The sequence below is a fragment of the Rahnella aquatilis CIP 78.65 = ATCC 33071 genome (assembly GCF_000241955.1).
GTDB classification, from domain to species: domain Bacteria; phylum Pseudomonadota; class Gammaproteobacteria; order Enterobacterales; family Enterobacteriaceae; genus Rahnella; species Rahnella aquatilis.
Map to the genome: position 1 here is coordinate 3,365,670 of NC_016818.1, position 22,449 is coordinate 3,388,118.

The window sequence follows — 22,449 nt, forward strand, 5'->3', positions numbered from 1 at the left end:
TTCACCTTCATGGTGTTGATAAAAGAGCTTACACCGCCTATTTTAAGTGATTCAAAGTCATAGATTTCAGCCATGGATGAAAATAACTCATCATGAAGAAAATCCGCTTACCCCCGCTGGGCTCACTCAAAGCGTTTGATGTCGTGGCGCAGCACAGGAGTTTCAAACGTGCGGCAGAAGATATCGGCGTAACGGCTACCGCCATCAGCCATCAGATCCGGGTGCTTGAAGAGTCACTGGGCACGGCGGTGTTTGAGCGCAGCGCCCGTGAGGTCAGGCTGACCGCTGCGGGGAAAATTCTGTGCCACGCCACCCGGCAGGCATTTGCCGGATTACAGGCAGCCGTCGAAGAAATCCATCACGCCGCGTTGCCTGCGGCACTGACACTGACCACCACGTCCAATTTCCTGACGCACTGGCTGGTGCCACGGCTGGCGGACTTGAAAGCCGCTGCGCCAGAAATGGATTTGCGGCTACACACCGGCATTGAACTGGTGGATTTAACCCGTAACACCGTGGATGTGGCGATCCGTTACAGCGAATCCGTCGATGAAAATCTCGATTCAACGCGGCTTTATCACGACACTTTTGTGCTGGTTGCCAGTCCCGCACTGGCGCTGAAAACGAAGGAGGATCTTAAGGCGGTGACCTTGTTTCATGTGGAAAACCGTCATATTCCCTACCCTTCTCCCGACTGGGAAAACTGGAAGAAACACGTCGGTCCCGCGCAATTAAATACCGACAGCGGCCTGCGCTTTACAGATGAAACCCATGCCATTCAGGCGGCGATTGCCGGCCAGGGCGTGGCGATTGTCAGCAGTTTGCTGGCACATGACTTCATTGAAAAAGGCATTCTGATTACCCCGTTCCCTCAATATCTTCCCGGTGCAAACTATTATCTGGTGACGACAAAAGAGAAAGCGCTGCGTGAAGACATCGTGACGCTCCGCCGCTGGTTACTGGATAAAATGTCAGCCTTCCCCCCGGCTGGAGTCTGAAAATGAGCCCAAAAAGCTGATTCGGACAAAGCATAAATTTTAGTGTAAGCGATTACACAACCCATCCTTTCTGACTTACCGCAGGCTACAGCAGGCTTTCGGTATGGCACGCAGCACCTGTTGAGTCAGGTGGAAAGGTGGTAAACTGTTTGTGTAAGCGATTCCATTTTATTGGGGATGGATCACCTTTTTCAGCCTTGCAGCGTGATATCGTTGCATCAAGATAATCATCGGGGAGCTATTTATGTACGTATTAGTCACAGGTGGTAGCGGTTACATCGGCAGTCATACCTGCGTGCAATTGATTGATGCAGGCTTTACGCCAATCATTCTTGATAACCTTCACAACAGCAAAGTCAGCGTGCTGGAACGCATCCATAGCCTGACCGGCAAAACGCCGCTGTTCTATGAAGGTGATATTCGTGACCGCGCGCTTCTCGATAAAATTTTCACTGAGCACTCCATTCATTCCGTCATTCATTTCGCCGGCTGGAAAGCCGTTGGCGAATCGGTGGCGAAACCCCTGGCATATTACGACAACAACGTCACCGGCACGCTGGTGCTGGTTGAAGCCATGCGCGAAGCTGGCGTTAAAAACCTGATTTTCAGCTCTTCGGCAACCGTGTATGGCGATCAGCCAAAAACGCCGTATGTGGAAGATTTCCCGACCGGCAATCCTTCCAGCCCGTACGGGCGCAGCAAGCTGATGGTCGAGCAAATTCTGCAAGATGTGCAGCGTGCAGAACCTGAATGGAGCATTACGCTGCTGCGTTACTTCAACCCGGTCGGCGCGCATCCGTCTGGCCTGATGGGTGAAGATCCGCAGGGCGTACCCAATAATCTGATGCCGTTTATCGCACAGGTGGCGGTAGGTCGTCGTGAGTCCGTGGCCATTTTCGGTAACGATTATCCGACACCGGACGGTACCGGCGTGCGGGATTATATCCATGTGGTGGATCTTGCCGACGGCCATCTGGCGGCAATGAAAACGCTGCACAACAAAGCTGGCGTACATATTTATAACCTGGGCGCGGGCTTCGGCCACAGCGTTCTGGATGTGGTTAACGCCTTCAGCAAAGCCTGCGGCAAGCCGGTGAATTACAAGTTTGCCCCGCGCCGTGATGGCGACTTACCGGCGTACTGGGCGGATCCGACCAAAGCGGCGAAAGAGCTGAACTGGAAAGTCACCCGAACACTTGAAGACATGGCCAACGATACCTGGCTATGGCAGTCGAAAAACCCGCAAGGCTACCCGGATTAAGGCGCACTAAGGAAAGTTTATGACCACGTTTAACCCGATTGATCACCCGCATCGCCGCTATAACCCGCTGACCGATCAGTGGGTTTTAGTCAGCCCGCACCGCGCCAAGCGCCCGTGGCAGGGTCAGCAGGAAGCCGTTTCTCAGGAAACGCTGCCTGCGCATGACCCGGACTGTTTCCTGTGTCCGGGCAACACCCGCGTGACCGGTGATGTAAATCCGAAATACACCGGTACGTTTGTGTTCACCAATGATTATGCCGCGCTGATGCCGGATACGCCTTTTGCGCCGGAAAGCGACGATCCGCTGATGCGCGTGCAAAGCGCACGCGGTACCAGCCGGGTGATCTGTTTCTCGCCGGATCACAGCAAAACGCTGCCGCAACTGTCGGTTGAAGCACTGACAGAGATCGTCAGAACCTGGCAGGAACAAAGCGCGGATCTGGCAAAAACCTATCCGTGGGTGCAGGTTTTCGAGAACAAAGGCGCGGCGATGGGATGCTCTAATCCGCATCCGCACGGTCAGATCTGGGCCAACAGCTTCCTGCCGAACGAAGCCGAACGCGAAGATCGCCTGCAACGCACCTATCTTGAACAGCAAGGCTCACCGATGCTGGTTGATTACGTGCAGCGCGAACTGGCCGACGGCAGCCGTACGGTGGTTGAAACCGAACACTGGCTGGCGGTGGTGCCATACTGGGCCGCATGGCCGTTCGAAACCTTATTGCTGCCAAAAGTTCACGTCAAACGCATCACTGAGCTGAATGATGCACAACGCAGCGATCTGGCGCTGGCACTGAAAAAGCTGACCAGCCGCTACGACAATCTGTTCCGGTGCTCTTTCCCGTATTCGATGGGCTGGCACGGCGCGCCATTTACCGAAGGCGACAATGAACACTGGCAGTTGCATGCACATTTCTATCCGCCGTTGCTGCGTTCAGCCACGGTGCGCAAATTTATGGTCGGCTACGAAATGCTGGCTGAGACCCAACGCGATCTGACAGCGGAACAAGCCGCTGAACGTCTGCGGGCGGTGAGTGATGTCCATTATCGTGAGGCCGGAGAAAAATAATGAAACTGAAGACCAAAACCCTGGAAATCTTTGCCGATAAATTCGGCTACCCGGCGACCATTACCATCAAAGCGCCGGGCCGCGTGAATCTGATCGGCGAACATACCGATTACAACGACGGCTTCGTGTTGCCGTGCGCCATCGATTATGAAACGGTGATCGCCTGTGCGCAGCGCAATGACCGCACGATCCGTGTGATCGCCGCCGATTACGACAACGACGAAGACAGCTTCTCGCTCGACGAGCCTATTTTGCACAGCGACGCGCACCCGTGGGCCAACTACGTGCGCGGCGTGGTGAAACACCTGATGTTGCGTAACAACGATTTCTCCGGCGCCGACATGGTGATCAGCGGCAACGTGCCGCAGGGCGCGGGCCTGAGTTCTTCTGCCTCGCTGGAAGTGGCCGTCGGTCAGGCATTGAAATCCCTATACGATTTGCCGCTGGATGGCGTCGCGCTGGCACTGAACGGTCAGGAAGCAGAGAACCAGTTTGTCGGCTGTAACTGCGGCATTATGGATCAGTTGATTTCCGCGCTGGGTAAAGAAAATCACTCCCTGCTGATCGACTGCCGTTCGCTGGACACCCGCGCAGTGTCCATGCCGAAAAACGCGGCGGTGGTGATCATTAACTCCAACGTGAAACGCGGTCTGGTGGACAGCGAATACAACGCCCGTCGCGAACAGTGCGAAGTGGCGGCCCGTTTCTTCGGCGTGAAAGCGCTGCGTGATGTCGATCCTGCCCTGTTCTTCTCCATTCAGGATGAACTGGATCCGGTGGTTGCCCGCCGTGCACGTCACGTGATCACTGAAAACGACCGTACGCTGGCGGCGGCAGATGCCCTGGCCAGCGGCGACCTGAAACGCATGGGCGAACTGATGGCGGAATCTCACGCCTCAATGCGCGATGATTTTGAAATCACCGTGCCGCAAATCGATAAGCTGGTGGAAATCGTCAAAGAAGTGATTGGCGATAAAGGCGGTGTGCGCATGACCGGCGGCGGCTTCGGCGGCTGCATTGTGGCGCTGGTACCGGAAGACATGGTGGAGAAAGTCCGTCATGCGGTGGAACAGCAATATCAGGCGCACAGCGGCCTGAAAGAAACCTTCTACGTTTGCACCGCGTCACAAGGAGCAGGCATATGTTAAAACCTGAAAACACACAGCTGGCGCCCGATGGCCAGCCGTTTGAACAGGTGACGCTACAGAATGCGGCGGGTGCCACCGCCACATTCATGGACTGGGGCGCGACCTGGTTATCCTTCACCCTGCCGCTGGCAGATGGCACGACGCGTGAACTGCTGCTCGGCTGCCAGTCACCGCTGGAATACATGAACCAGAGCGCCTATCTGGGTGCCACCGTCGGACGTTACGCCAACCGTATCGCCCGCGCGCAGTTTAACATCGACGGCAAACCGCATCTGGTGGTCGCCAATCAGGGCGTGCATCAGCTTCATGGCGGGCCGGAAGGCTTCCATGCGCGTCGCTGGACGATTCTGGAGCAGACCGCACAGAAGCTGACGTTCCAGCTATTTTCTGCCGACGGCGATCAGGGTTATCCGGGCAATATGACCGCGAAAGTGCATTACCATCTGACTGATGATAACCGTCTGGAAATCCGTTACGAAGCCACCGTGGATAAGCTGTGCCCGGTCAATCTGACCAATCATGCCTATTTCAATCTCGACGGCGAAGGCACCGATGTGCGCCAGCACAAGCTGCAACTGTTTGCGGACCGTTTCCTGCCGGTCGACAGCGATGGCATTCCTTGTGCAGATCCGACCCCGGTTGAAAATACCGGTATGAATTTCAACGCGGCCAAAACGCTGGCGAAAGATTTCCTCGCTGACCGCGACCAGCAACGCGTGAAAGGCTATGACCATGCCTATCTGCTCAACCGCACCTGCAACAGCGGCAGCAATCCGGCGGCGCATTTGTGGTCTGCCGACGGCAAAGTCAAAATGACGATGTTTACGTCAGCGCCCGCCGTGCAGCTCTACAGCGGTAATTTCCTGGGCGGAACACCGAACCGCAGCGGCGGCGCATACGCCAGCTACAGTGGTGTGGCGCTGGAAAGCGAATTCCTGCCGGACAGCCCGAACCACGTCACCTGGCCGCAGCCGAGCTGCTGGATCAAACCCGGTCAGACCTACAAATCCTCGACAACGTATCAGTTCTTCGCGTTGTAATATGCTCAGGACAGGGCCGCCCGGCACTGTCCTTTCTCCCGAACTTCTTCGAATTTGTGACTGACTGCGCATCTGCTTCCGCACTTTCCCAGCGAAACATCTAAACTCAGAGAGTGTCCTGCATAAAAGGACGTTTATTAAGGAGTTTTGATATGCGTTTACCTGTTGTGCTATCCCTGCTGGCAGCGCTGTGCGCGGCGGGTTCCGCTCTGGCGGCTGACCCGGTGAAAGTCCCTTCTCCTGCTCAGACTGAGCAACGCCAAAAGATGACCGATTGTAATCAGCAGGCTACCACGCAGTCCCTGAAAGGGGATGAGCGTAAGAAATTCATGAGCAATTGTCTGAAAGCAGAGGCCAAAACTGACGATAAGATGAATCCTCAGCAGATGAAGATGAAAACCTGTAATGCCGATGCCGCGAAGCAAAATCTGAAAGGCGATGCGCGTAAAACCTTCATGAGTACCTGCCTGAAAAAAGCCAGCTGATCACGCTGACCTGCTTGTACAAAACGCGCTGCCAGGGTGACCTTGTGCGCGTTTTGTTTTACATCGCCGCAGCAAATTCGTTATGTTTAATACAAACGGACTCCCGCATAGATTTCCTGAGGAAGTTTCAGATTGCTGTGTGGGTTGCCCAGACCCTATAATGATAACTGTTATCATTGAAAATTGAGTTAACTGAGGAGTTTAGCTATGGCTGTAACCAAGCTGGTGCTGGTAAGACACGGTGAGAGTGAGTGGAACAAAGAAAACCGCTTTACCGGTTGGCATGATGTTGAACTGTCCGAGAAGGGCCGCACTGAAGCAAAAGCTGCGGGTCAGCTGTTGAAAGACGAAGGCTTCCAATTCGATTTTGCATACACCTCTGTGCTGAAACGTGCCATCCATACCCTGTGGAGCGTTTTGGACGAACTGAATCAGCCATGGCTGCCGGTTGAGAAATCCTGGAAACTGAACGAACGTCACTACGGTGCGTTGCAAGGTCTGGATAAAGCAGAAACTGCACAGAAATACGGTGACGAGCAAGTTAAACAATGGCGTCGTGGTTTTGCTGTAACACCTCCGGAGCTGGATCGCGCTGACGAACGTTTCCCTGGCCACGACCCGCGTTACGCTAAACTGACCGAGGCAGAACTGCCAACCACAGAAAGCCTGGCGCTGACCATCGAACGTGTTATTCCTTACTGGACTGACGTGATCAAACCACGCATCGCCAGCGGCGAGCGCGTCATCATCGCGGCACACGGTAACTCCCTGCGCGCACTGGTTAAATATCTCGACAACCTGAGCGAAGATGAAATTCTGGAACTGAACATCCCTACCGGTGTTCCGCTGGTTTACGAATTTGACGAAAACTACAAACCAATCAAACGTTACTATCTGGGTAACGCCGACGAAATCGCAGCGAAAGCAGCGGCCGTGGCAAACCAGGGTAAAGCGAAGTAATTTCGCATTAAGCAGGAAGATTGGCACAGGCATGCGAAAGCGTGCCTTTTTTGTATCTGAACCTAAGGAGAAACTGATGCCCGTCAGACTCGCCTCACCCGATGAAGCAGAAATACTCTGGGAAATCCGTAATCAGGCTATCCGCCACGGGTGTAAAAACACTTACGATGCGCAGATTGTGATGGCATGGACGCCCGAACAGATGCCTGCCGGATACCGCAAGGCCATAGCAGAGAATCCTTTTTTTGTCGCACAAGTGCAGGGGCTGGACACGCCAGTGGCAACAGGATTTCTGGATCTCAAAAATGGCAGTGTGGAAGCAATTTTTACGTTGCCAGAATTCGAAGGAAAAGGTCTCGCTACCCAAATTCTTGCTGCCCTAAAAGCAGAAGCGAAATTACGGGGATTCACGGCGCTTACGCTGGCCTCCACGCCGAATGCCTTTGAGTTTTATAAGAGGAACGGTTTCAGTCTGGTAAAAGAGAGTCTTTACCGCTCTGAGATGGCGAATGCTGATTTGCGTTGTATGAATATGCACTGCGAATTGTAAGGCATATTCAGGCAAGAAAAAGCCCCGCGAAGGCGGGGCTCAGAAAGACTTGATCAGAAGGTAAAATTAACCGCGGCGCGCTTTGACAGCGTTAGCCAGGCTGCGCAGCAGCACTTCAGTATCTTCCCAGCAGATACAGGCATCGGTCACGCTTTGGCCATAAACCAGCGGTTTACCGCTGTCGAGGCTTTGATTGCCTTCCACCAGATGACTTTCGACCATCACCCCCATCACCGCCTGTTCACCGCCAGCAATCTGCCCACAAACGTCTTCGCACACTTCCATTTGTTTTTTGAATTGCTTGCTGCTGTTAGCGTGGCTGAAGTCGATCATGATACGGGCTGGCAGGCCGCCTTTTTTCAGGCCTTCTTTCACTTCCTGCACATCCTGGGCGCTGTAGTTTGGTTTTTTGCCGCCGCGCAGAATGATATGGCAGTCATTATTCCCGCTGGTATTAACGATAGCGGAATGACCCCATTTGGTGACAGACAGGAAACAGTGCGGCGCGCCAGCCGCGTTGATGGCGTCGATCGCCACTTTGATGGTGCCGTCGGTCCCGTTTTTGAAACCAACCGGGCAGGATAAGCCGGAAGACAACTCGCGGTGAACCTGAGATTCCGTGGTACGTGCACCAATGGCCCCCCAGCTCATTAAATCCGCCAGATATTGTGGCGTGATCATGTCGAGGAATTCGCCTGCAGCCGGCAAACCGGAGTCATTAATATCCAGTAGCAGTTTGCGGGCAATGCGCAAACCGTCGTTAATCTGGTAGCTGTTGTTCATGTGCGGGTCGTTAATCAGCCCTTTCCAGCCCACCGTGGTCCGCGGTTTTTCGAAATAAACACGCATCACCACTTCCAGCTCGCCTTGCAGTTCTTCACGCATTTTCAGCAGACGGGAAGCGTATTCTTTCGCGGCTTTCGGATCGTTAATCGAGCAAGGGCCGATGACGACCAGCAAACGGTCATCGTTTCCTTTCAGGATTTTATGAATAGCATTGCGAGCCTGAGAAACTGTTTTTGCCGCTTTGTCAGTGGCGGGAAATTTTTCGAGCAGGGCAACCGGAGGTAAAAGTTCTTTGATTTCTTTAATGCGTAAATCGTCGTTTTGATAATTCATAACAGTTCCATTCGGGTGTTCATAAGAGACAAAGCGAAACGCTGACCGCGTTCAATCTAGCCGTATTAAATGTCAGTGTAAACCTGCTTTTACACTTACGATTAGTCTCATTTTGATTTAAGACATAATTTATTTAGCTAGGCTTTTATCAGATACATGAAAAACGACCACGGACCTTTCCCGAAAAATGGAGATGACATTATGAAAAAGCTCGCAATCATGTTACTGACCGCAACCATGGCGCTGACCACCGGTGCTGCTTACGCTGTCGGCGAATCTTCGGCCAGCGACAACAACGGCCAGGCAAATCAATCCGGCTCGCCGGGTTCAGTTCAGGAGATTGCGCCTAAAAGCGTGAACAACGATCAGATAAACAATACCAATCAGCCTGCGAATGAAGTCAATACCAAAACGGATGCACAAACCCATCCCATGAGCAAAGATAAGCAGCATGAGAAAACCATGTGCAAAGATGGCCGTTGCCCGAATCAGACCCCGGGCACAACACCGTCGAAAGAAACCGGTAACTGATCCCGTCACGGTTGCTCACACAGGAGGAACGTTGCTTCCTCCTTTTTCCTTAACGTCCCCTTCTTGCAACACATTACGATTACGCTATTGTAATCGTCCCGGTTCATCATTTTTGTGAATATAATTATGTCTTCTTCCCTGTTACCGCAGGACAAAAACAGTCGCCGTTTATTGCTGGCTTTCCTCGTTACTGTGATTTTCATGGTGGCCGAAGTGATTGGCGGGCTGGTTTCTGGCTCTCTGGCGCTTCTGGCCGATGCAGGGCACATGCTGACTGACGCCGCCGCGCTGCTTGTCGCTTTGCTTGCCGTGCGCTTTGCTAAACGTAAGCCGAATACCCGCCATACTTTTGGCTATTTGCGCCTGACCACCATGGCCGCCTTCGTGAATGCCGCCGCGCTGCTGGTGATTGTCGTTCTGATTGTCTGGGAAGCCATCGCGCGATTCTTTAATCCGCAGCCAGTGATGGGCACCACTATGCTGGTGATCGCCATCGCGGGCCTGCTCGCCAATATTCTGGCCTTCTGGCTGCTGCATCAGGGGCAGGAAAAAGCCAACATCAATGTACGTGCCGCTGCGCTGCACGTTTTGGGTGATTTACTGGGGTCGATTGGGGCGGTCGTTGCAGCGCTGATCATCATGTATACCGGCTGGACGCCTGTTGATCCGATTTTATCGGTGCTGGTTTCCTGTCTGGTGTTAAACAATGCCTGGCGGTTGCTGCGGGAAAGTTTCCATGAATTGCTGGAAGGTACGCCGGAAGAGATCGACATCAACCAACTGCGCCGGGATTTATCGCTGAGTATCCCGGAAGTGCGCAACGTGCATCACGTTCACGTCTGGCAGATTGGGGAACAGCGGCTGATGACCGTGCATGTGCAGGTGGTTCCTCCGCACGATCACGATGCGCTGCTGTACCGTATTCAGCGCCATTTGCTGGACAAATGCCGTATTGGGCATGCCACAATTCAGATGGAATATGGGCAGTGTGAGGCTCCGGATTGTGAGATCAATGAAATTCCGGTGGCCAGCACCGGGCATGATCATCATGGTCATAGCCATGCCCATCATCACCACTGATCCGTAGCTCAGAATCAGAAAGCAAAACGCCTCCGTGGCAGAGGCGTTTTAGAGGGAGCACAGTCAGGCCGGTTGCAAAGGCTGAGAACCGTTTTGCTTTGCACTTTTGATCCACAGCCACGAACCGTTCAGGGCTATCAGCGTCAGCAATACGTATTCGAGCGCCATCGCATACACGCCCTGATAAGCGAAAATCGCGACGCTGATGACATCAATGATCACCCACAGCAGCCAGTTTTCGACATACTTTCGGGTCATCAGCAGCATTGCCACCATAGACAACACCATCATTGACGAATCCCAGAACGGGAAGGCATCAGGTTGCAGTTCAGGCATCTGCACATTCAGACCCAGCGCCTGCATCAGATTTACCGCCACCAGCGTCAGGGCGGCAAAAACGCGGTCAATGTTGAAGGTCATCAGCAGAATGCCTGCGACGCACACAACGCCCCATATCAGCGCTTTGCCACGCGGCAACCAGCGGATCTGCAGTTCAGCCTCCTGATCGGCGGTCTGACGGCTCCAGGCATACCAGCCGTAGATATTCGCAGCAAAGAAGAAAATCTGCAGCAGCAGGCTGGCGTAAAGCTGGATCTGGAAGAAGATGATCGCAAACAATGTCACGTTGATCAGGCCGAACGGATAGTTGATCAGCTTTTCTTTACTGGCGTACCAGATGCAGAGCAATCCAAAAAGGGTGCCAACGGCTTCAATCCACGACAGATCATACCCGCCCTTTCCAAGCGGAATATGAACCAGAATATTGCTGGTACTGAAAAAATCCATCATCACATCCTTTTCCTTTTATTGTCGGTCACAAGCCAATATCAGCGGCAAAGCATCCTTACAGCGCTTTAGCCAGAGTCCGTAATTTCAGTTGTGCGGCGAAATCCAGCATGCGATTCAGTGGGATCAATGACTTCACTCGCAGCGCCTCGTCCACCTCGATAGCATGTTCCGTGCCGCCGTATTCCAGACCTTCTGCAATCGCCTTCAGGCCGTTCATCGCCATCCACGGACAATGCGCGCAGGTACGACAACTTGCGCCCTCGCCTGCCGTCGGCGCTTCAAACAATTCTTTGTCCGGACATGCCTGCTGCATTTTGTAAAAAATACCGCGGTCAGTGGCAACGATCAGCTGCTTCTGAGGTAACGTTTTTGCCGCCTGAATAAGCTGACTGGTAGAACCGACCGCATCAGCCATATCAACAATCGCCTGAGGAGACTCAGGGTGCACCAGAACAGCGGCGTTCGGGTACAAACCTTTCATTCGGGTCAGGGCCTGCGTTTTAAACTCGTCATGGACGATACAGGCCCCCTGCCAGCACAATACATCTGCCCCCGTCTGCTTACGGACGTAATTTCCGAGGTGACGATCGGGCGCCCAGATTATTTTTTCGCCCAGACTATCAAGATGTTCAATCAGCTCAACCGCAATGCTCGAGGTCACGACCCAGTCTGCTCTGGCTTTTACTGCAGCGGAAGTATTAGCGTAGACCACCACGGTGCGGTCAGGGTGCTGGTCGCAAAAATCTGAGAACGCCTGTTCAGGGCAGCCCAGATCCAAAGAACATTCAGCATTGAGCGTTGGCATCAGCACGGTTTTTTCCGGGCTGAGGATTTTGGCCGTTTCTCCCATGAAGCGCACACCCGCGACGAGCAGGGTTGATGCGGGGTGCTGGCTGCCAAAGCGCGCCATCTCCAAAGAGTCCGCGACAATACCACCGGTTTCTTCAGCGAGCGCCTGAATTTCAGGATCGGTGTAATAGTGCGCCACCATCACAGCATCACGTTCCTTCAGCAGTTTTCTGATCTTCTCTTTATAGAAAGTTTTTTCATCTGCAGTCAGCACGGCGGGTTTCGGAGGGAAAGGATAAACCGTCGCATTCAGATCCAATGTTTCGCTCATACTCGTCATCTCATTCAGACAGGCAGCTTGCCCGGATAGCCATAAGCCACAACAAATTCCATCCGGAAATCTGTTGGTTTTGTATGCTAAACAAAATACCGCAAAAAACAGTAAAAGTCGTCCAGATATTAGCCATAAGGCTTAAAATGTTTACTGCACTTAAAAGAGATGAGATGGCACCGGATTGTGAGGAAGGATTTTATCGCTGCGTTGATATTATGGGGTTCAGATGCGAAAAAAGCGCCAAAAGGCGCTTTTCTCTGAATTCTGCAGTTTAGAACGTTCCACTTTAACAGTGGTGGGCCGTGCTGGATTGACTCGGTTTCACCTCGCCCTGCGGGCAACGCTTACGCGTTGTCGTCTCGCTTCGCTCGGCTCGAACCAGGGGTTCTCATCCTGCACTGCTTTACTGCATTTTCCACTTTAACAGTGGTGGGCCGTGCTGGATTCGAACCAGCGACCAATTGATTAAAAGTCAACTGCTCTACCAACTGAGCTAACGGCCCATCTAAATGCTGGGTACTACTTTAATTTTAGCTTTCAAAATCTTCAGGAGGTTCCACTTTAAAAGTGGTGGGCCGTGCTGGATTCGAACCAGCGACCAATTGATTAAAAGTCAACTGCTCTACCAACTGAGCTAACGGCCCTTCCTGAATACTTCTTATTGCCAGCGTGTCTTGCAGTTGGTGTGCAAGCCACATGCAATGTTGATTTAGATTGGTGGGCCGTGCTGGATTGACTCGGTTTCACCTCGCCCTGCGGGCAACGCCTGCGCGTTGTCGTCTCGCTTCGCCCGGCTCGAACCAGGGTTCTCATCCTGCACTGCTTCACTGCATTTTCCACTTTAAAGTGGTGGGCCGTGCTGGATTCGAACCAGCGACCAATTGATTAAAAGTCAACTGCTCTACCAACTGAGCTAACGGCCCATCTAAACCTGCTGCATATTACCTAAATCTCTGACAGCGTTAGCCGTTTGGAGTTGTCTGGGCAACGGCGGCATATATTACTTATTTAACTTTTCAGTGCAACTTTAATTTTCAGAAAGAGTGCTAACTGATGGTGTTTCACACACTCAAGCCCAGAAAATGCACGATATGTACATTTTCCGGACCTGAACGAGGAACTATTTTGCAGATAAACGTTTTTGAGCTTGTTTTGCCGCATCGGTATTTGGGTACTGTTTCACGACCTGTGCGAAGACGGCTTTGGCTTTATCAGCCTGCCCTTTCTCCTGCATGATCACCCCAACCTTGAACATTGCGTCAGAACTTTTTGGAGACTTAGGGTAGTTTTTGACCACAACTGCAAAATAATACGCAGCGTCGTCTTTTTTACCCTTGTTGTAATACAACTGTCCTAACCAGTAATTGGCGTTAGGCTGATAAGTTGAATCAGGATATTTTTTTACGAAACTCTGAAAAGCCGCAATGGCTTCATCATACTGTTTCTTTTCCAGCGCCAGTGAAACCGCAGCATTGTAGTCGCTGTTCACGTCACCGGTGCTTGCCGGAGCTTGTGCTGCACCCGCGTCAGGTGTTGTGGCAGCATCACCTGTGGCCGCTGCAGCACCCGTGCTGGCGGCTCCGGCAGAACCCTGGCTTAAGCTGTCCAGTTGATTAAAAATCTGCTTCTGGCGATCACCAAGCTGACTCAGCTGATATTGATTCTCCTGGATTTGACCACGAAGAGTATCCATATCACGTTGAGTATCAGAAAGTTGTTGCTGGAGTTGAGTTAATAGCTGGCTGTGAGCGTTAGAAATACGCTCCAGAGAGGTGACCCGATCTTCAATCGAGCCTGAGCCGACATTACTGATTGGCGCTTGGGCAGTAGCGGCCCATGGGACCGCTACGCCAACCAGTAACGACAGACTCAACAGGTGAGTTCTGAAGTTACTGCTCATACTATTCTCTTAGTATACCAGTACGGCACGACGGTTTTTAGCGTATGCCGCTTCGTCATGGCCCAGTACAGCTGGTTTTTCTTTACCGTAAGAAACGATAGAGATTTGGTCAGCAGAAACGCCTTTGCCTTGCAGGTACATTTTAACAGCAGTAGCACGACGTTCGCCCAGGGCGATGTTGTACTCTGGAGTACCACGTTCGTCAGCATGACCTTCTACAGTCACTTTGTAAGACGGGTTGCTACGCAGGAAAGCAGCGTGCGCGTCCAACATCTGAGCGAATTCAGAAGACACATCGTATTTGTCCAGGCCAAAGTAAACGATGTTGTTTTTCTGCAGTTCTTGCATCTGCAGACGAGCTTGCTCTTCTGAAGACATGTTAGCGTTTTCAGTGCCTGCGCCAGAGTTCAGACCCATACCATTAGATTGGTCGTTGTCTGCGTTCTTGTGAGAACTACAAGCAGCTACTGCCAGTACAGGCAACGCCAGCATCAGCCCTTTCAGCACTTTGTTCAGTTGCATCTATTCGATCCTTTTATAATTTTTTGCCATACATAGTTTTCTATGCATTACAGATACGGCGACCAGGCAGGAAATTTGACCTGTCCATCAGTTGCCGGAAGACGCGCTTTGAAACGCCCATCAGTCGATACCAACTGCAATACGGAACCCAGTCCCTGAGAGGAGCTGTAAATTACCATGGTGCCATTGGGTGCGAGGCTAGGCGTTTCATCCAGGAACGTGTCCGTCAATGTTTGAACGGCTCCCGTTGCCAGATCCAGTTTAGCGATGTGCTGTGTACCGCTGGCGCTGCTCACCATAACCAGGAACTTACCATCTGTACTTACGTCAGAGTCCTGATTCTGCGAGCCTTCCCAGGTCAGTCGCTGAGGCGCACCGCCATTAACGTTGACTTTATAAACCTGCGGACGACCGCCCTGATCCGACGTGAACGCCAGATTCTGACTGTCCGGGAACCAGGTTGGTTCAGTGTTGTTGCTACGTCCGTTTGTCACCTGGCTAATCTGACCAGAAGACAGATTCATTACATACAAGTTCAGGCTACCGTCTTTAGACAGCGCGAAGGCCAGTTTGCTGCCATCCGGAGAGAAAGCAGGGGCACCGTTATGACGAGGGAAAGAAGCAATCTGCTTGATTGCACCGTTTGCCAGCGTCTGTACCACCAAGGCTGAGCGGCCGCTTTCAAATGTCACGTAAGCCAGTTTGCTGCCGTCCGGAGACCAGGCCGGGGACATCAGAGGCTCAGGTGAACGGTGAACCACGAACTGGTTATAACCATCGTAATCCGCTACACGCAGCTCATACGGGAATTTCCCGCCGTTGGTCTGCACGATATAAGCGATACGGGTACGGAATGCGCCTTTAATACCGGTCAGCTTTTCAAACACTTCATCGCTGGCGGTATGAGCGGAATAACGTAACCATTGTTTGGTCACTTTGTACTGGTTTTGCGCCAGCACGGTACCGGGTGCGCCAGAGGTATCCACCAGTTGGTAAGACACCACATAGCTGCCATCGGCGGCAGGCTGAACCTGACCGATAACAACAGCATCAATACCCAGCGCGGTCCAGGCAGCAGGGGTGACTTCTGCGGCAGAGGTTGGCTGCTGAGGCATACGTGATGCATCAATAGGATTAAATTTGCCGCTGTTACGTAAGTCAGCAGCAACAATACCACCCACATCTTCAGGTGGTGTACCCGGGCCAGCCCATTTGAATGGCACAACGCCAATCGGACGAGCTGTATCTACCCCTTGGGTAATTTCAATGCGAACTTCTGCATGAACCACAGATGCCCACATCATCAAAAGGCCGAACGCTACTCGAAATGCCTGCTTCATTGTATCTCCCTTATCTGGACGTATCTGCCCGCGATAATTTAGCAGAATTTTAACAAACCAACGCACACAAAACTAGAATTACACCCTGCAAACCATCGTAAAAATCTGAAAAGTTATTATTTTCATCTTTTATTAAGGTTTGAAATCTATCGGAGCGTTTTTAAACACTTCATAGACGGCTTCAGAAGGCGGTTTCGGGAACTTCGCCTGTCGGGCAGCAGCAAGCGCTGCCTGACATAGAGCAGGATCCCCACCTTCAGCCGACACACTGATTAATGAGCCATCAGGGTTCATTTTAACGCGCAACGAACAGGTTTTGCCTGCATAAGATGACGCGTCATAGAATCTGCTCTCGATGGCAGCCTTAATCTGGCTACCATAGTTTGCAATATCAGCCCCGGATGCCCCCGCCTTTTTCTGAGTCCCCTTCCCTGCCGGAGCAGAAGCGCCGCCACCCGTTGCGCCTTTCGGTGCATTTTTGGAGTCGGCCAGGCCATCAAATAAGTTATTCGCATCAGCGGCTTCTTTGGCAGCAGCGGCGGCGGCAGCTTTTTTATCGGCTGCAGCTTTCTTGGCAGCCGCGGCAGCTTCCGCTTTTTTCTCTGCGGCAGCGGCAGCTTTTGCATCGGCGGCAGCTTTGGCATCAGCCTCAGCTTGTGCTTTCGCATCAGCCGCGGCCTGAGCTTTCGCTTCAGCAGCAGCCTGTTTTTTGGCTTCTGCTGCCGCTTCTTTCTTAGCGTCCGCTTCAGCTTGTTTCTTCGCAGCGGCGGCTTCAGCCTCTGCTTGTTTTTTAGCATCAGCAGCGGCTTTTTTCTGCGCGTCAGCTTGTGCTTTAGCCGCTTCTTTCGCGGCATCTGCTTTCGCCTGTGCGGCCGCTTTTGCCGCTTCAGCCTTCGCTTGTGCGGCGGCAGCTTCTGCCTGTTTCTGCTGTTCTTTCGCCTGCTCGGCGGCTTGTTCAGCCTGCTTCTGCTGCTGGGCCTGTTCCTGAGCCTGCTGCTTCGCATTTTCCTGCGCTTGCAGACGCTCTTTCTCAAGTTCTTTCAGGCGTTGCTGTTCTGCGGCCTGTTTCTGTTGCAGCTCTTCAGCCTGTTGTTCTGATTTTTTCTGACGCGCGGCGGCGGCACGTTGGGAATCAGCCTGTTGCTGTTGCTGGCGGTTGTACTGATCGACCACGGCACTTGGATCAACCATTACGGCAGAGATATCACTACCGCCACCGCCGCCACTCATGCTGGTATCTTCGTCCAGCGATCCCAAAATCAGCAGGCCTATAATGATGATATGCAGAACGACCGAAACAATAACGGCGCGTTTGAGCTTATCGTTTTGTTCAGTTGCAGTTGCCTTTACCAAAATAGATTTCCCAAGACAGGATTACTAAAAACCCGGTTTCCTGTATTGCCTGTCATATTTCTAACAAGCCAGAGAATGCCGGGTTTCAAATAAGTGTTACAAATTACCTATCCTCAGATAGGTTGTGTCATCAATCCGACGGATTTCACACCAGCCTGATGCAGCATGTTCAGCGCCTTGATGATTTCATCATAAGGCACATCTTTTGCACCGCCGATCAGGAATACCGTCTTCGGATTGGCCTGAATACGGCTGGTCGCTTCTGCGATAACCTGCTGTTCAGGCAATTGTTCCATACGCTGATGATCCACCACGATGGTGTATTGACCCACGCCAGACACTTCAACAATCACTGGCGGATTATCATCGCTGGACACCGTTTTAGAATCCGTAGCATCAGGCAAATCCACTTCCACGCTCTGGGTAATGATGGGGGCTGTTGCCATAAAAATCAGTAACAGAACCAGCAGTACGTCCAGCAGCGGAACAATGTTGATCTCCGACTTACCTTCGCGACGGTTACGACGACCTCGTGAACGAGCCATACTCTCCCCCTTTAGTTACTGCTGGTTTCGCGAGAGAAAGCCTGACGATGCAGGATGGCCGTAAATTCTTCCATGAAGTTATCGTAGTTTTGCTCAAGCTTGTTCACACGCTGATTCAGGCGGTTATACGCCATAACCGCCGGGATAGCAGCAAACAAACCAATCGCAGTAGCGATCAGTGCTTCTGCGATACCCGGCGCAACCATTTGCAACGTGGCCTGTTTCACAGAACCTAAACCGATAAAGGCATGCATGATCCCCCAGACTGTACCGAACAGACCGATATACGGGCTGATAGAACCGACAGTGCCAAGGAATGGAATGTGAGTTTCAAGTGATTCGAGTTCACGGTTAAAAGAAATACGCATCGCACGTGAAGAGCCTTCAATCACAGACTCAGGCGCATGGCTGTTGGCACGATGAAGACGAGCAAACTCTTTAAAACCGGAATGGAAGATTTGCTCTGCCCCGCTCAGGGTTTCGCGACGGCCCTGGCTTTCCTGATATAAACGGGAAAGCTCAATACCGGACCAGAATTTATCTTCAAACGCTTCTGCCTCACGGGTGGCGGCATTCAGCACTTTCGTGCGTTGAATGATGATCGCCCAGGACGCGACAGAGAAGCACACCAGGATAAGCATAATCAGCTTAACCAGGATGCTGGCCTTTAAAAATAAATCAAGCATGTTCATGTCAGTCACTGCTTAAACTCCGCGACAATAGACTTAGGAAGCGCACGTGGCTTCATTTGGTGTGGATCAATGCACGCAATTAACACTTCTGCAGAACTCAGAAGGTTGCCATGCGAATCAAGAATTCGTTGTGCAAAAGTAAGAGAGGCTCCGCGAATAGACGTAATCTCACTCTGGACATCCAGCAGGTCATCCAGGCGAGCTGGTGCAAAGTATTCGACCGTCATGCGGCGGACAGCAAAAGCGACATGTTCTCCCAGCAACTGCTGCTGGTGAAAATTGCGTTGGCGCAACATCTCTGTGCGAGCCCTTTCATAAAAGGCGACGTATCGGGCATGGTAGACCACACCTCCCGCGTCTGTGTCCTCAAAATAGACACGAACCGGCCATCGGAACAACGAATTACTCACTGTACATCCCGTAATGCAATTTGACGGCACTACTATACGCAAGAGAATTGGGGTTGGGAATGGGTAGTATTGATGGAATGAAAATAATTATGGGCCAGAAAGGCCCATAAGAAAATTACTGTAAATTTGTCTTTTTTTTACGCAAATAATCAGCTGAAAAAGTAATAAAGTCCTGCGGCTAACGTAATCATTGCCAGCAATGGCGAGAAAAAAGCCTTCCAGACAGATTTATTCGGGCGAAAACCCAGGCCATGGATAATGCCACTGCAAACGGCCCAGATCAAAATGATCCCATGCCAGACTTCAAGCTGACTGGTTGACGAGGCAAACATGCCGGGTTTCCAGAAAACGCAACCCGCCAGTACCAGTGACATCACAAGCGAAAGGGCCCGCAAGGGGCCCTTGTCTGTGACAGCGTAGAGTTTATCCACGATCACACTCATTATTACTTCTCTTCTTTAGCCGCTTTATTGGCTTCGCTGTGTTCAAACGCCAGCGCGGTAATGATACCGAATGAGCAAGCCAGTAAGGTGCCGAGGATCCAGGCAAAATACCACATGGTGTTCTCCTTAATACAACGAATGCTTGTTGTTCTCGATGTAGTGTTTATCGAGGCGCCCGAACATCTTGTAATACGCCCATGAGGTGTAAATCAGGATGATTGGCACAAAGATGCAAGCGACAACGGTCATCACTCTCAGCGTCAACAGTGTGGATGTCGCATCCCACATGGTCAGGCTGGCATTCGGTTCAGTGACAGACGGCATCACGAACGGGAACATCGTGATACCGGCAGTCAGGATCACACAGGCAATAGTCAGTGAGTTGCTGATGAACGCCAGCGCGGCTTTATTCATGCGTGAGAACAGAATGGTCAGCAACGGCAGTAGCACACCCAATGCAGGGATCGCCCACAAGCCCGGTGTCTTGTTGAAGTTAGCCAGCCATGCACCCGCTTCATGAGACACGGTTTTGCGCAGCGGGTTAGACGGACCTGCGTGATCCATAACGGAGGTCACGGTGAAACCATCAATCCCTTTCACTAACCAGATACCTGCCAGCAGGAAGCACACCATCATCACCAGCGCAGAAATCTGCGACGCGGTACGGGTACGCAGGTGCAATTCACCCACAGTACGCATTTGCAGATAGGTGGCGCCCTGGGTGATCAGCATGGTCAGGCTCACCAGACCGGCCAGAATGCCGTACGGGTTCAGCAAGCCCAGCAGATTGCCGGTGTAGAACAGACGCAGGTCGCTGTCGATATGGAACGGCACACCTAACAGCAGGTTACCGAAAGCCACGCCGAAGACCAGAGCCGGCACGAAGCTGCCGATGAAGATGCCCCAGTCCCACATACCGCGCCAGCGAGCACTTTCCAGTTTTGAACGATAGTCAAAGCCCAGCGGACGGAAGAACAAGGCGCACAGCACCAGCACCATCGCCGCATAAAAGCCGGAGAATGCCGCTGCATAGACCATCGGCCAGGCAGCGAACAATGCGCCACCGGCGGTGATCAGCCAGACCTGGTTGCCGTCCCAGTGCGGGGCAATGGCGTTGATCATCACGCGGCGGTCAGTATCGGTTTTACCGATAATGCGCACCAGGATGCCTACGCCCATATCAAATCCATCGGTGACTGCGAAGCCGATAAACAGCACGCCAATCAGCACCCACCAGATGAACCGTAAAACTTCATAATCAAACATAAGTGGACTCCCTATTACCGAGCTTGCTCAAGTGGCGCTGAAGTTTGTTCAAAGTGATAACGGCCCGTTTTCAGGCTGCTTGGGCCCAGGCGCGCATATTTGAACATCAGGAACATTTCAGCGACCAGGAACAGGGTGTACAGACCGCAGATGAGGATCATCGAGGACAGTACATCACCCACAGTCAGTGAAGAGTGTGCGACCGCAGTCGGTAACACTTCACCAATCGCCCAAGGCTGACGGCCATATTCAGCCACGAACCAACCCGCTTCGACAGCAATCCACGGCAATGGCAGGCCGATGAATACCGCGCGGTGTAACCAGCGTTTCTGACCAATCTTGCCGCGCAGGACGGTATAGAAGGACAGCGCAATCAGGACGAACATCAGGATGCCGCAGGCCACCATGATACGGAATGCGAAGTACAGAGGCAGAACGCGTGGGATAGAATCTTTGGTGGCTTTCTGAATCTGTGCGTCAGTCGCGCCCGCCGGGTTGTCGGTATAGCGTTTAAGCAACATACCGTAGCCCAGATCCTGCTTAGCATTTTCGAAATCGCTGCGCACTTTCGGGTCTGTGTTGCCCGAACGCAGTTCTTCCAGCAGGGTGTACGCTTTCATACCGTTGCGGATGCGCACTTCGTGTTGCGCCATCAGGTCTTTCAGACCGGTCACCGGCGTATCCACAGAACGCGTGGCAATCAGACCTAGCAGGTAAGGGATCTGAATAGAATATTCGTTTTCCATCTTGTCCTGATTAGGCATGCCGAACAGCGTGAAACTGGCCGGTGCAGGTTGGGTATCCCACTCTGCTTCGATAGCGGCCAGTTTGGTTTTCTGGACGTCACCCATTTCATAACCAGATTCATCACCCAGTACGATAACGGAGAGCACGGCGGCCAGACCGAAGCTTGCTGCGATAGCAAATGAACGCTTCGCAAAGCCAACGTCACGTCCTTTTAACAGGTAGTAAGAGCTGATAGCCAGAATGAACATCGCGCCAGTCACATAACCAGACGCTACGGTGTGAACGAATTTAACCTGCGCAACCGGGTTCAGAACCAGCTCGGAGAAGCTGACCATTTCCATACGCATGGTTTCGTAGTTGAAAGTCGATGCAATCGGGTTTTGCATCCAGCCGTTCGCCACCAGGATCCACAATGCTGACAAGTTTGAGCCAAGGGCAACAAACCAGGTCACGGTCATATGCTGAACTTTAGAAAGACGGTCCCATCCGAAGAAGAACAGGCCCACTAAAGTGGATTCGAGGAAGAACGCCATTAAACCTTCAATCGCCAGAGGCGCACCGAAGATATCACCAACGTAATGTGAGAAATATGACCAGTTAGTCCCGAACTGGAATTCCATGGTTAAACCGGTTGCAACGCCCAGCGCAAAGTTAATTGCAAAGAGTTTGCCCCAGAATTTGGTCATATCTTTATAGATTTGCTTGCCGGAAAGCACATAAACCGTTTCCATAATTGCCAGTAAAAACGCCATACCCAGCGTTAACGGGACAAATAGGAAATGGTACATGGCTGTTAAAGCAAACTGTAAACGCGACAGTTCAACGATATCAAACATCTTGACCCCTTGCTCCTCGGAGGAAGACCCCAAATTGCGATCTTTGACGAACCGGTTGCCGGAACGCCTCATGACTACCAATATTCAAATGTGTGTAAAAAAAATGTCAGCGCCCGGTTGAGTAAAACCGTCGACCAGACATTCTGAGTCCGGAAAAAGCGCGAGCAGCGGGCCTGCAACAGGCTGATGAACGGGCAAAATCACGGGAAAAAGTCATCATACAAAAAACGGATGTTACAGGA

Annotated in this window: 24 protein-coding genes, 3 tRNA genes and 2 other RNA genes; 10 read left to right on the forward strand and 19 right to left on the reverse strand. The window is 52.1% G+C overall.

The features are described 5' to 3' along the window. The first annotated feature begins 92 nt into the window (after nt 1-92). From RAHAQ2_RS15210 to RAHAQ2_RS15245, 8 genes are all read left to right on the forward strand, one after another. Nucleotides 93-998: a LysR substrate-binding domain-containing protein gene (locus RAHAQ2_RS15210; protein ID WP_015698091.1), complete on the forward strand. Its 906-nt coding sequence runs from the start codon at nt 93-95 to the stop codon at nt 996-998. 244 nt (nt 999-1,242) lie between these two features. Next, on the forward strand, nt 1,243-2,259 hold the full coding sequence (galE, locus tag RAHAQ2_RS15215; protein WP_015698092.1) for a UDP-glucose 4-epimerase GalE: 1,017 nt from the start codon (nt 1,243-1,245) through the stop codon (nt 2,257-2,259). A gap of 19 nt (nt 2,260-2,278) precedes the next feature. Next, on the forward strand, nt 2,279-3,328 hold the full coding sequence (gene galT, locus RAHAQ2_RS15220; RefSeq protein ID WP_015698093.1) for a galactose-1-phosphate uridylyltransferase: 1,050 nt from the start codon (nt 2,279-2,281) through the stop codon (nt 3,326-3,328). Next, entirely contained in the window at nt 3,328-4,476 is a 1,149-nt protein-coding gene (gene galK, locus RAHAQ2_RS15225; protein WP_015698094.1) for a galactokinase, read from the forward strand. The genes galT and galK overlap by 1 nt, the downstream gene beginning before the upstream one ends. Then, the gene (galM, locus tag RAHAQ2_RS15230) at nt 4,470-5,516 is read left to right on the forward strand and encodes a galactose-1-epimerase (protein ID WP_015698095.1); all 1,047 of its coding nucleotides are present in this window, start codon (nt 4,470-4,472) and stop codon (nt 5,514-5,516) included. The genes galK and galM overlap by 7 nt, the downstream gene beginning before the upstream one ends. Before the next feature lie 152 nt (nt 5,517-5,668). Beyond that, entirely contained in the window at nt 5,669-6,001 is a 333-nt protein-coding gene (locus RAHAQ2_RS15235; RefSeq protein WP_015698096.1) for a PsiF family protein, read from the forward strand. A gap of 207 nt (nt 6,002-6,208) precedes the next feature. Continuing rightward, the gene (gene gpmA / locus RAHAQ2_RS15240; protein WP_015698097.1) at nt 6,209-6,961 is read left to right on the forward strand and encodes a 2,3-diphosphoglycerate-dependent phosphoglycerate mutase; all 753 of its coding nucleotides are present in this window, start codon (nt 6,209-6,211) and stop codon (nt 6,959-6,961) included. Nucleotides 6,962-7,037: 76 nt separating this feature from the next. Further along, nucleotides 7,038-7,511 carry a GNAT family N-acetyltransferase gene (locus RAHAQ2_RS15245; RefSeq protein ID WP_015698098.1) on the forward strand — a complete coding sequence of 158 codons (474 nt, stop codon included), beginning with the start codon at nt 7,038-7,040 and terminating at the stop codon, nt 7,509-7,511. 66 nt (nt 7,512-7,577) lie between these two features. On the opposite strand, the gene aroG is transcribed toward RAHAQ2_RS15245, so the two are convergent. After that, nucleotides 7,578-8,630, reverse strand: coding sequence for a 3-deoxy-7-phosphoheptulonate synthase AroG (gene aroG, locus RAHAQ2_RS15250; RefSeq protein WP_015698099.1), 1,053 nt, complete (start codon nt 8,628-8,630; stop codon nt 7,578-7,580). Between the two features lie 201 nt (nt 8,631-8,831). Between aroG and RAHAQ2_RS15255 the strand changes: the two genes are divergently transcribed. Continuing rightward, nucleotides 8,832-9,161, forward strand: a complete 330-nt coding sequence (locus tag RAHAQ2_RS15255; protein WP_015698100.1) for a protein YbgS — start codon at nt 8,832-8,834, stop codon at nt 9,159-9,161. Nucleotides 9,162-9,287: 126 nt separating this feature from the next. Next, entirely contained in the window at nt 9,288-10,241 is a 954-nt protein-coding gene (zitB, locus tag RAHAQ2_RS15260; protein ID WP_015698101.1) for a CDF family zinc transporter ZitB, read from the forward strand. A 63-nt stretch (nt 10,242-10,304) separates the two neighbouring features. On the opposite strand, the gene pnuC is transcribed toward zitB, so the two are convergent. From pnuC to cydA, 18 genes are all read right to left on the reverse strand, one after another. After that, nucleotides 10,305-11,027, reverse strand: a complete 723-nt coding sequence (gene pnuC / locus RAHAQ2_RS15265) for a nicotinamide riboside transporter PnuC (protein ID WP_037040014.1) — start codon at nt 11,025-11,027, stop codon at nt 10,305-10,307. Nucleotides 11,028-11,085: 58 nt separating this feature from the next. Next, nucleotides 11,086-12,150, reverse strand: a complete 1,065-nt coding sequence (gene nadA, locus RAHAQ2_RS15270) for a quinolinate synthase NadA (protein ID WP_015698103.1) — start codon at nt 12,148-12,150, stop codon at nt 11,086-11,088. A 296-nt stretch (nt 12,151-12,446) separates the two neighbouring features. Then, nucleotides 12,447-12,566: non-coding RNA, RtT sRNA (locus RAHAQ2_RS25035), on the reverse strand. A 14-nt stretch (nt 12,567-12,580) separates the two neighbouring features. After that, a tRNA-Lys gene (locus tag RAHAQ2_RS15280) sits at nt 12,581-12,656 on the reverse strand. A gap of 65 nt (nt 12,657-12,721) precedes the next feature. Continuing rightward, nucleotides 12,722-12,797, reverse strand: a tRNA-Lys gene (locus RAHAQ2_RS15285). Nucleotides 12,798-12,868: 71 nt separating this feature from the next. Next, a non-coding RNA gene (locus RAHAQ2_RS25040) (RtT sRNA) lies at nt 12,869-12,987 on the reverse strand. Nucleotides 12,988-13,000: 13 nt separating this feature from the next. Next, nucleotides 13,001-13,076: transfer RNA gene (locus RAHAQ2_RS15290), tRNA-Lys, on the reverse strand. Nucleotides 13,077-13,273: 197 nt separating this feature from the next. After that, on the reverse strand, nt 13,274-14,053 hold the full coding sequence (gene cpoB / locus RAHAQ2_RS15295; protein WP_015698104.1) for a cell division protein CpoB: 780 nt from the start codon (nt 14,051-14,053) through the stop codon (nt 13,274-13,276). Nucleotides 14,054-14,062: 9 nt separating this feature from the next. Beyond that, a complete protein-coding gene (pal, locus tag RAHAQ2_RS15300) occupies nt 14,063-14,575 on the reverse strand; it encodes a peptidoglycan-associated lipoprotein Pal (protein WP_013576426.1) in 513 nt (170 codons plus the stop codon). Between the two features lie 47 nt (nt 14,576-14,622). Continuing rightward, nucleotides 14,623-15,915, reverse strand: coding sequence for a Tol-Pal system beta propeller repeat protein TolB (gene tolB / locus RAHAQ2_RS15305; RefSeq protein ID WP_015698105.1), 1,293 nt, complete (start codon nt 15,913-15,915; stop codon nt 14,623-14,625). Nucleotides 15,916-16,047: 132 nt separating this feature from the next. Further along, nucleotides 16,048-17,268 carry a cell envelope integrity protein TolA gene (gene tolA, locus RAHAQ2_RS15310; protein ID WP_015698106.1) on the reverse strand — a complete coding sequence of 407 codons (1,221 nt, stop codon included), beginning with the start codon at nt 17,266-17,268 and terminating at the stop codon, nt 16,048-16,050. A 113-nt stretch (nt 17,269-17,381) separates the two neighbouring features. After that, on the reverse strand, nt 17,382-17,813 hold the full coding sequence (gene tolR / locus RAHAQ2_RS15315; protein ID WP_013576429.1) for a colicin uptake protein TolR: 432 nt from the start codon (nt 17,811-17,813) through the stop codon (nt 17,382-17,384). Nucleotides 17,814-17,824: 11 nt separating this feature from the next. Further along, nucleotides 17,825-18,514 carry a Tol-Pal system protein TolQ gene (gene tolQ / locus RAHAQ2_RS15320; RefSeq protein WP_015698107.1) on the reverse strand — a complete coding sequence of 230 codons (690 nt, stop codon included), beginning with the start codon at nt 18,512-18,514 and terminating at the stop codon, nt 17,825-17,827. Further along, nucleotides 18,511-18,915, reverse strand: a complete 405-nt coding sequence (gene ybgC, locus RAHAQ2_RS15325; RefSeq protein ID WP_015698108.1) for a tol-pal system-associated acyl-CoA thioesterase — start codon at nt 18,913-18,915, stop codon at nt 18,511-18,513. Before ybgC ends, tolQ begins: the two co-directional genes overlap by 4 nt. Before the next feature lie 149 nt (nt 18,916-19,064). After that, a complete protein-coding gene (ybgE, locus tag RAHAQ2_RS15330; protein WP_015698109.1) occupies nt 19,065-19,358 on the reverse strand; it encodes a cyd operon protein YbgE in 294 nt (97 codons plus the stop codon). A gap of 2 nt (nt 19,359-19,360) precedes the next feature. Beyond that, nucleotides 19,361-19,474: a cytochrome bd-I oxidase subunit CydX gene (gene cydX / locus RAHAQ2_RS25045; protein ID WP_013576433.1), complete on the reverse strand. Its 114-nt coding sequence runs from the start codon at nt 19,472-19,474 to the stop codon at nt 19,361-19,363. Nucleotides 19,475-19,484: 10 nt separating this feature from the next. Further along, a complete protein-coding gene (cydB, locus tag RAHAQ2_RS15335) occupies nt 19,485-20,624 on the reverse strand; it encodes a cytochrome d ubiquinol oxidase subunit II (RefSeq protein WP_015698110.1) in 1,140 nt (379 codons plus the stop codon). A gap of 14 nt (nt 20,625-20,638) precedes the next feature. Continuing rightward, nucleotides 20,639-22,207, reverse strand: a complete 1,569-nt coding sequence (gene cydA, locus RAHAQ2_RS15340) for a cytochrome ubiquinol oxidase subunit I (protein ID WP_015698111.1) — start codon at nt 22,205-22,207, stop codon at nt 20,639-20,641. Nucleotides 22,208-22,449 lie beyond the last annotated feature (242 nt).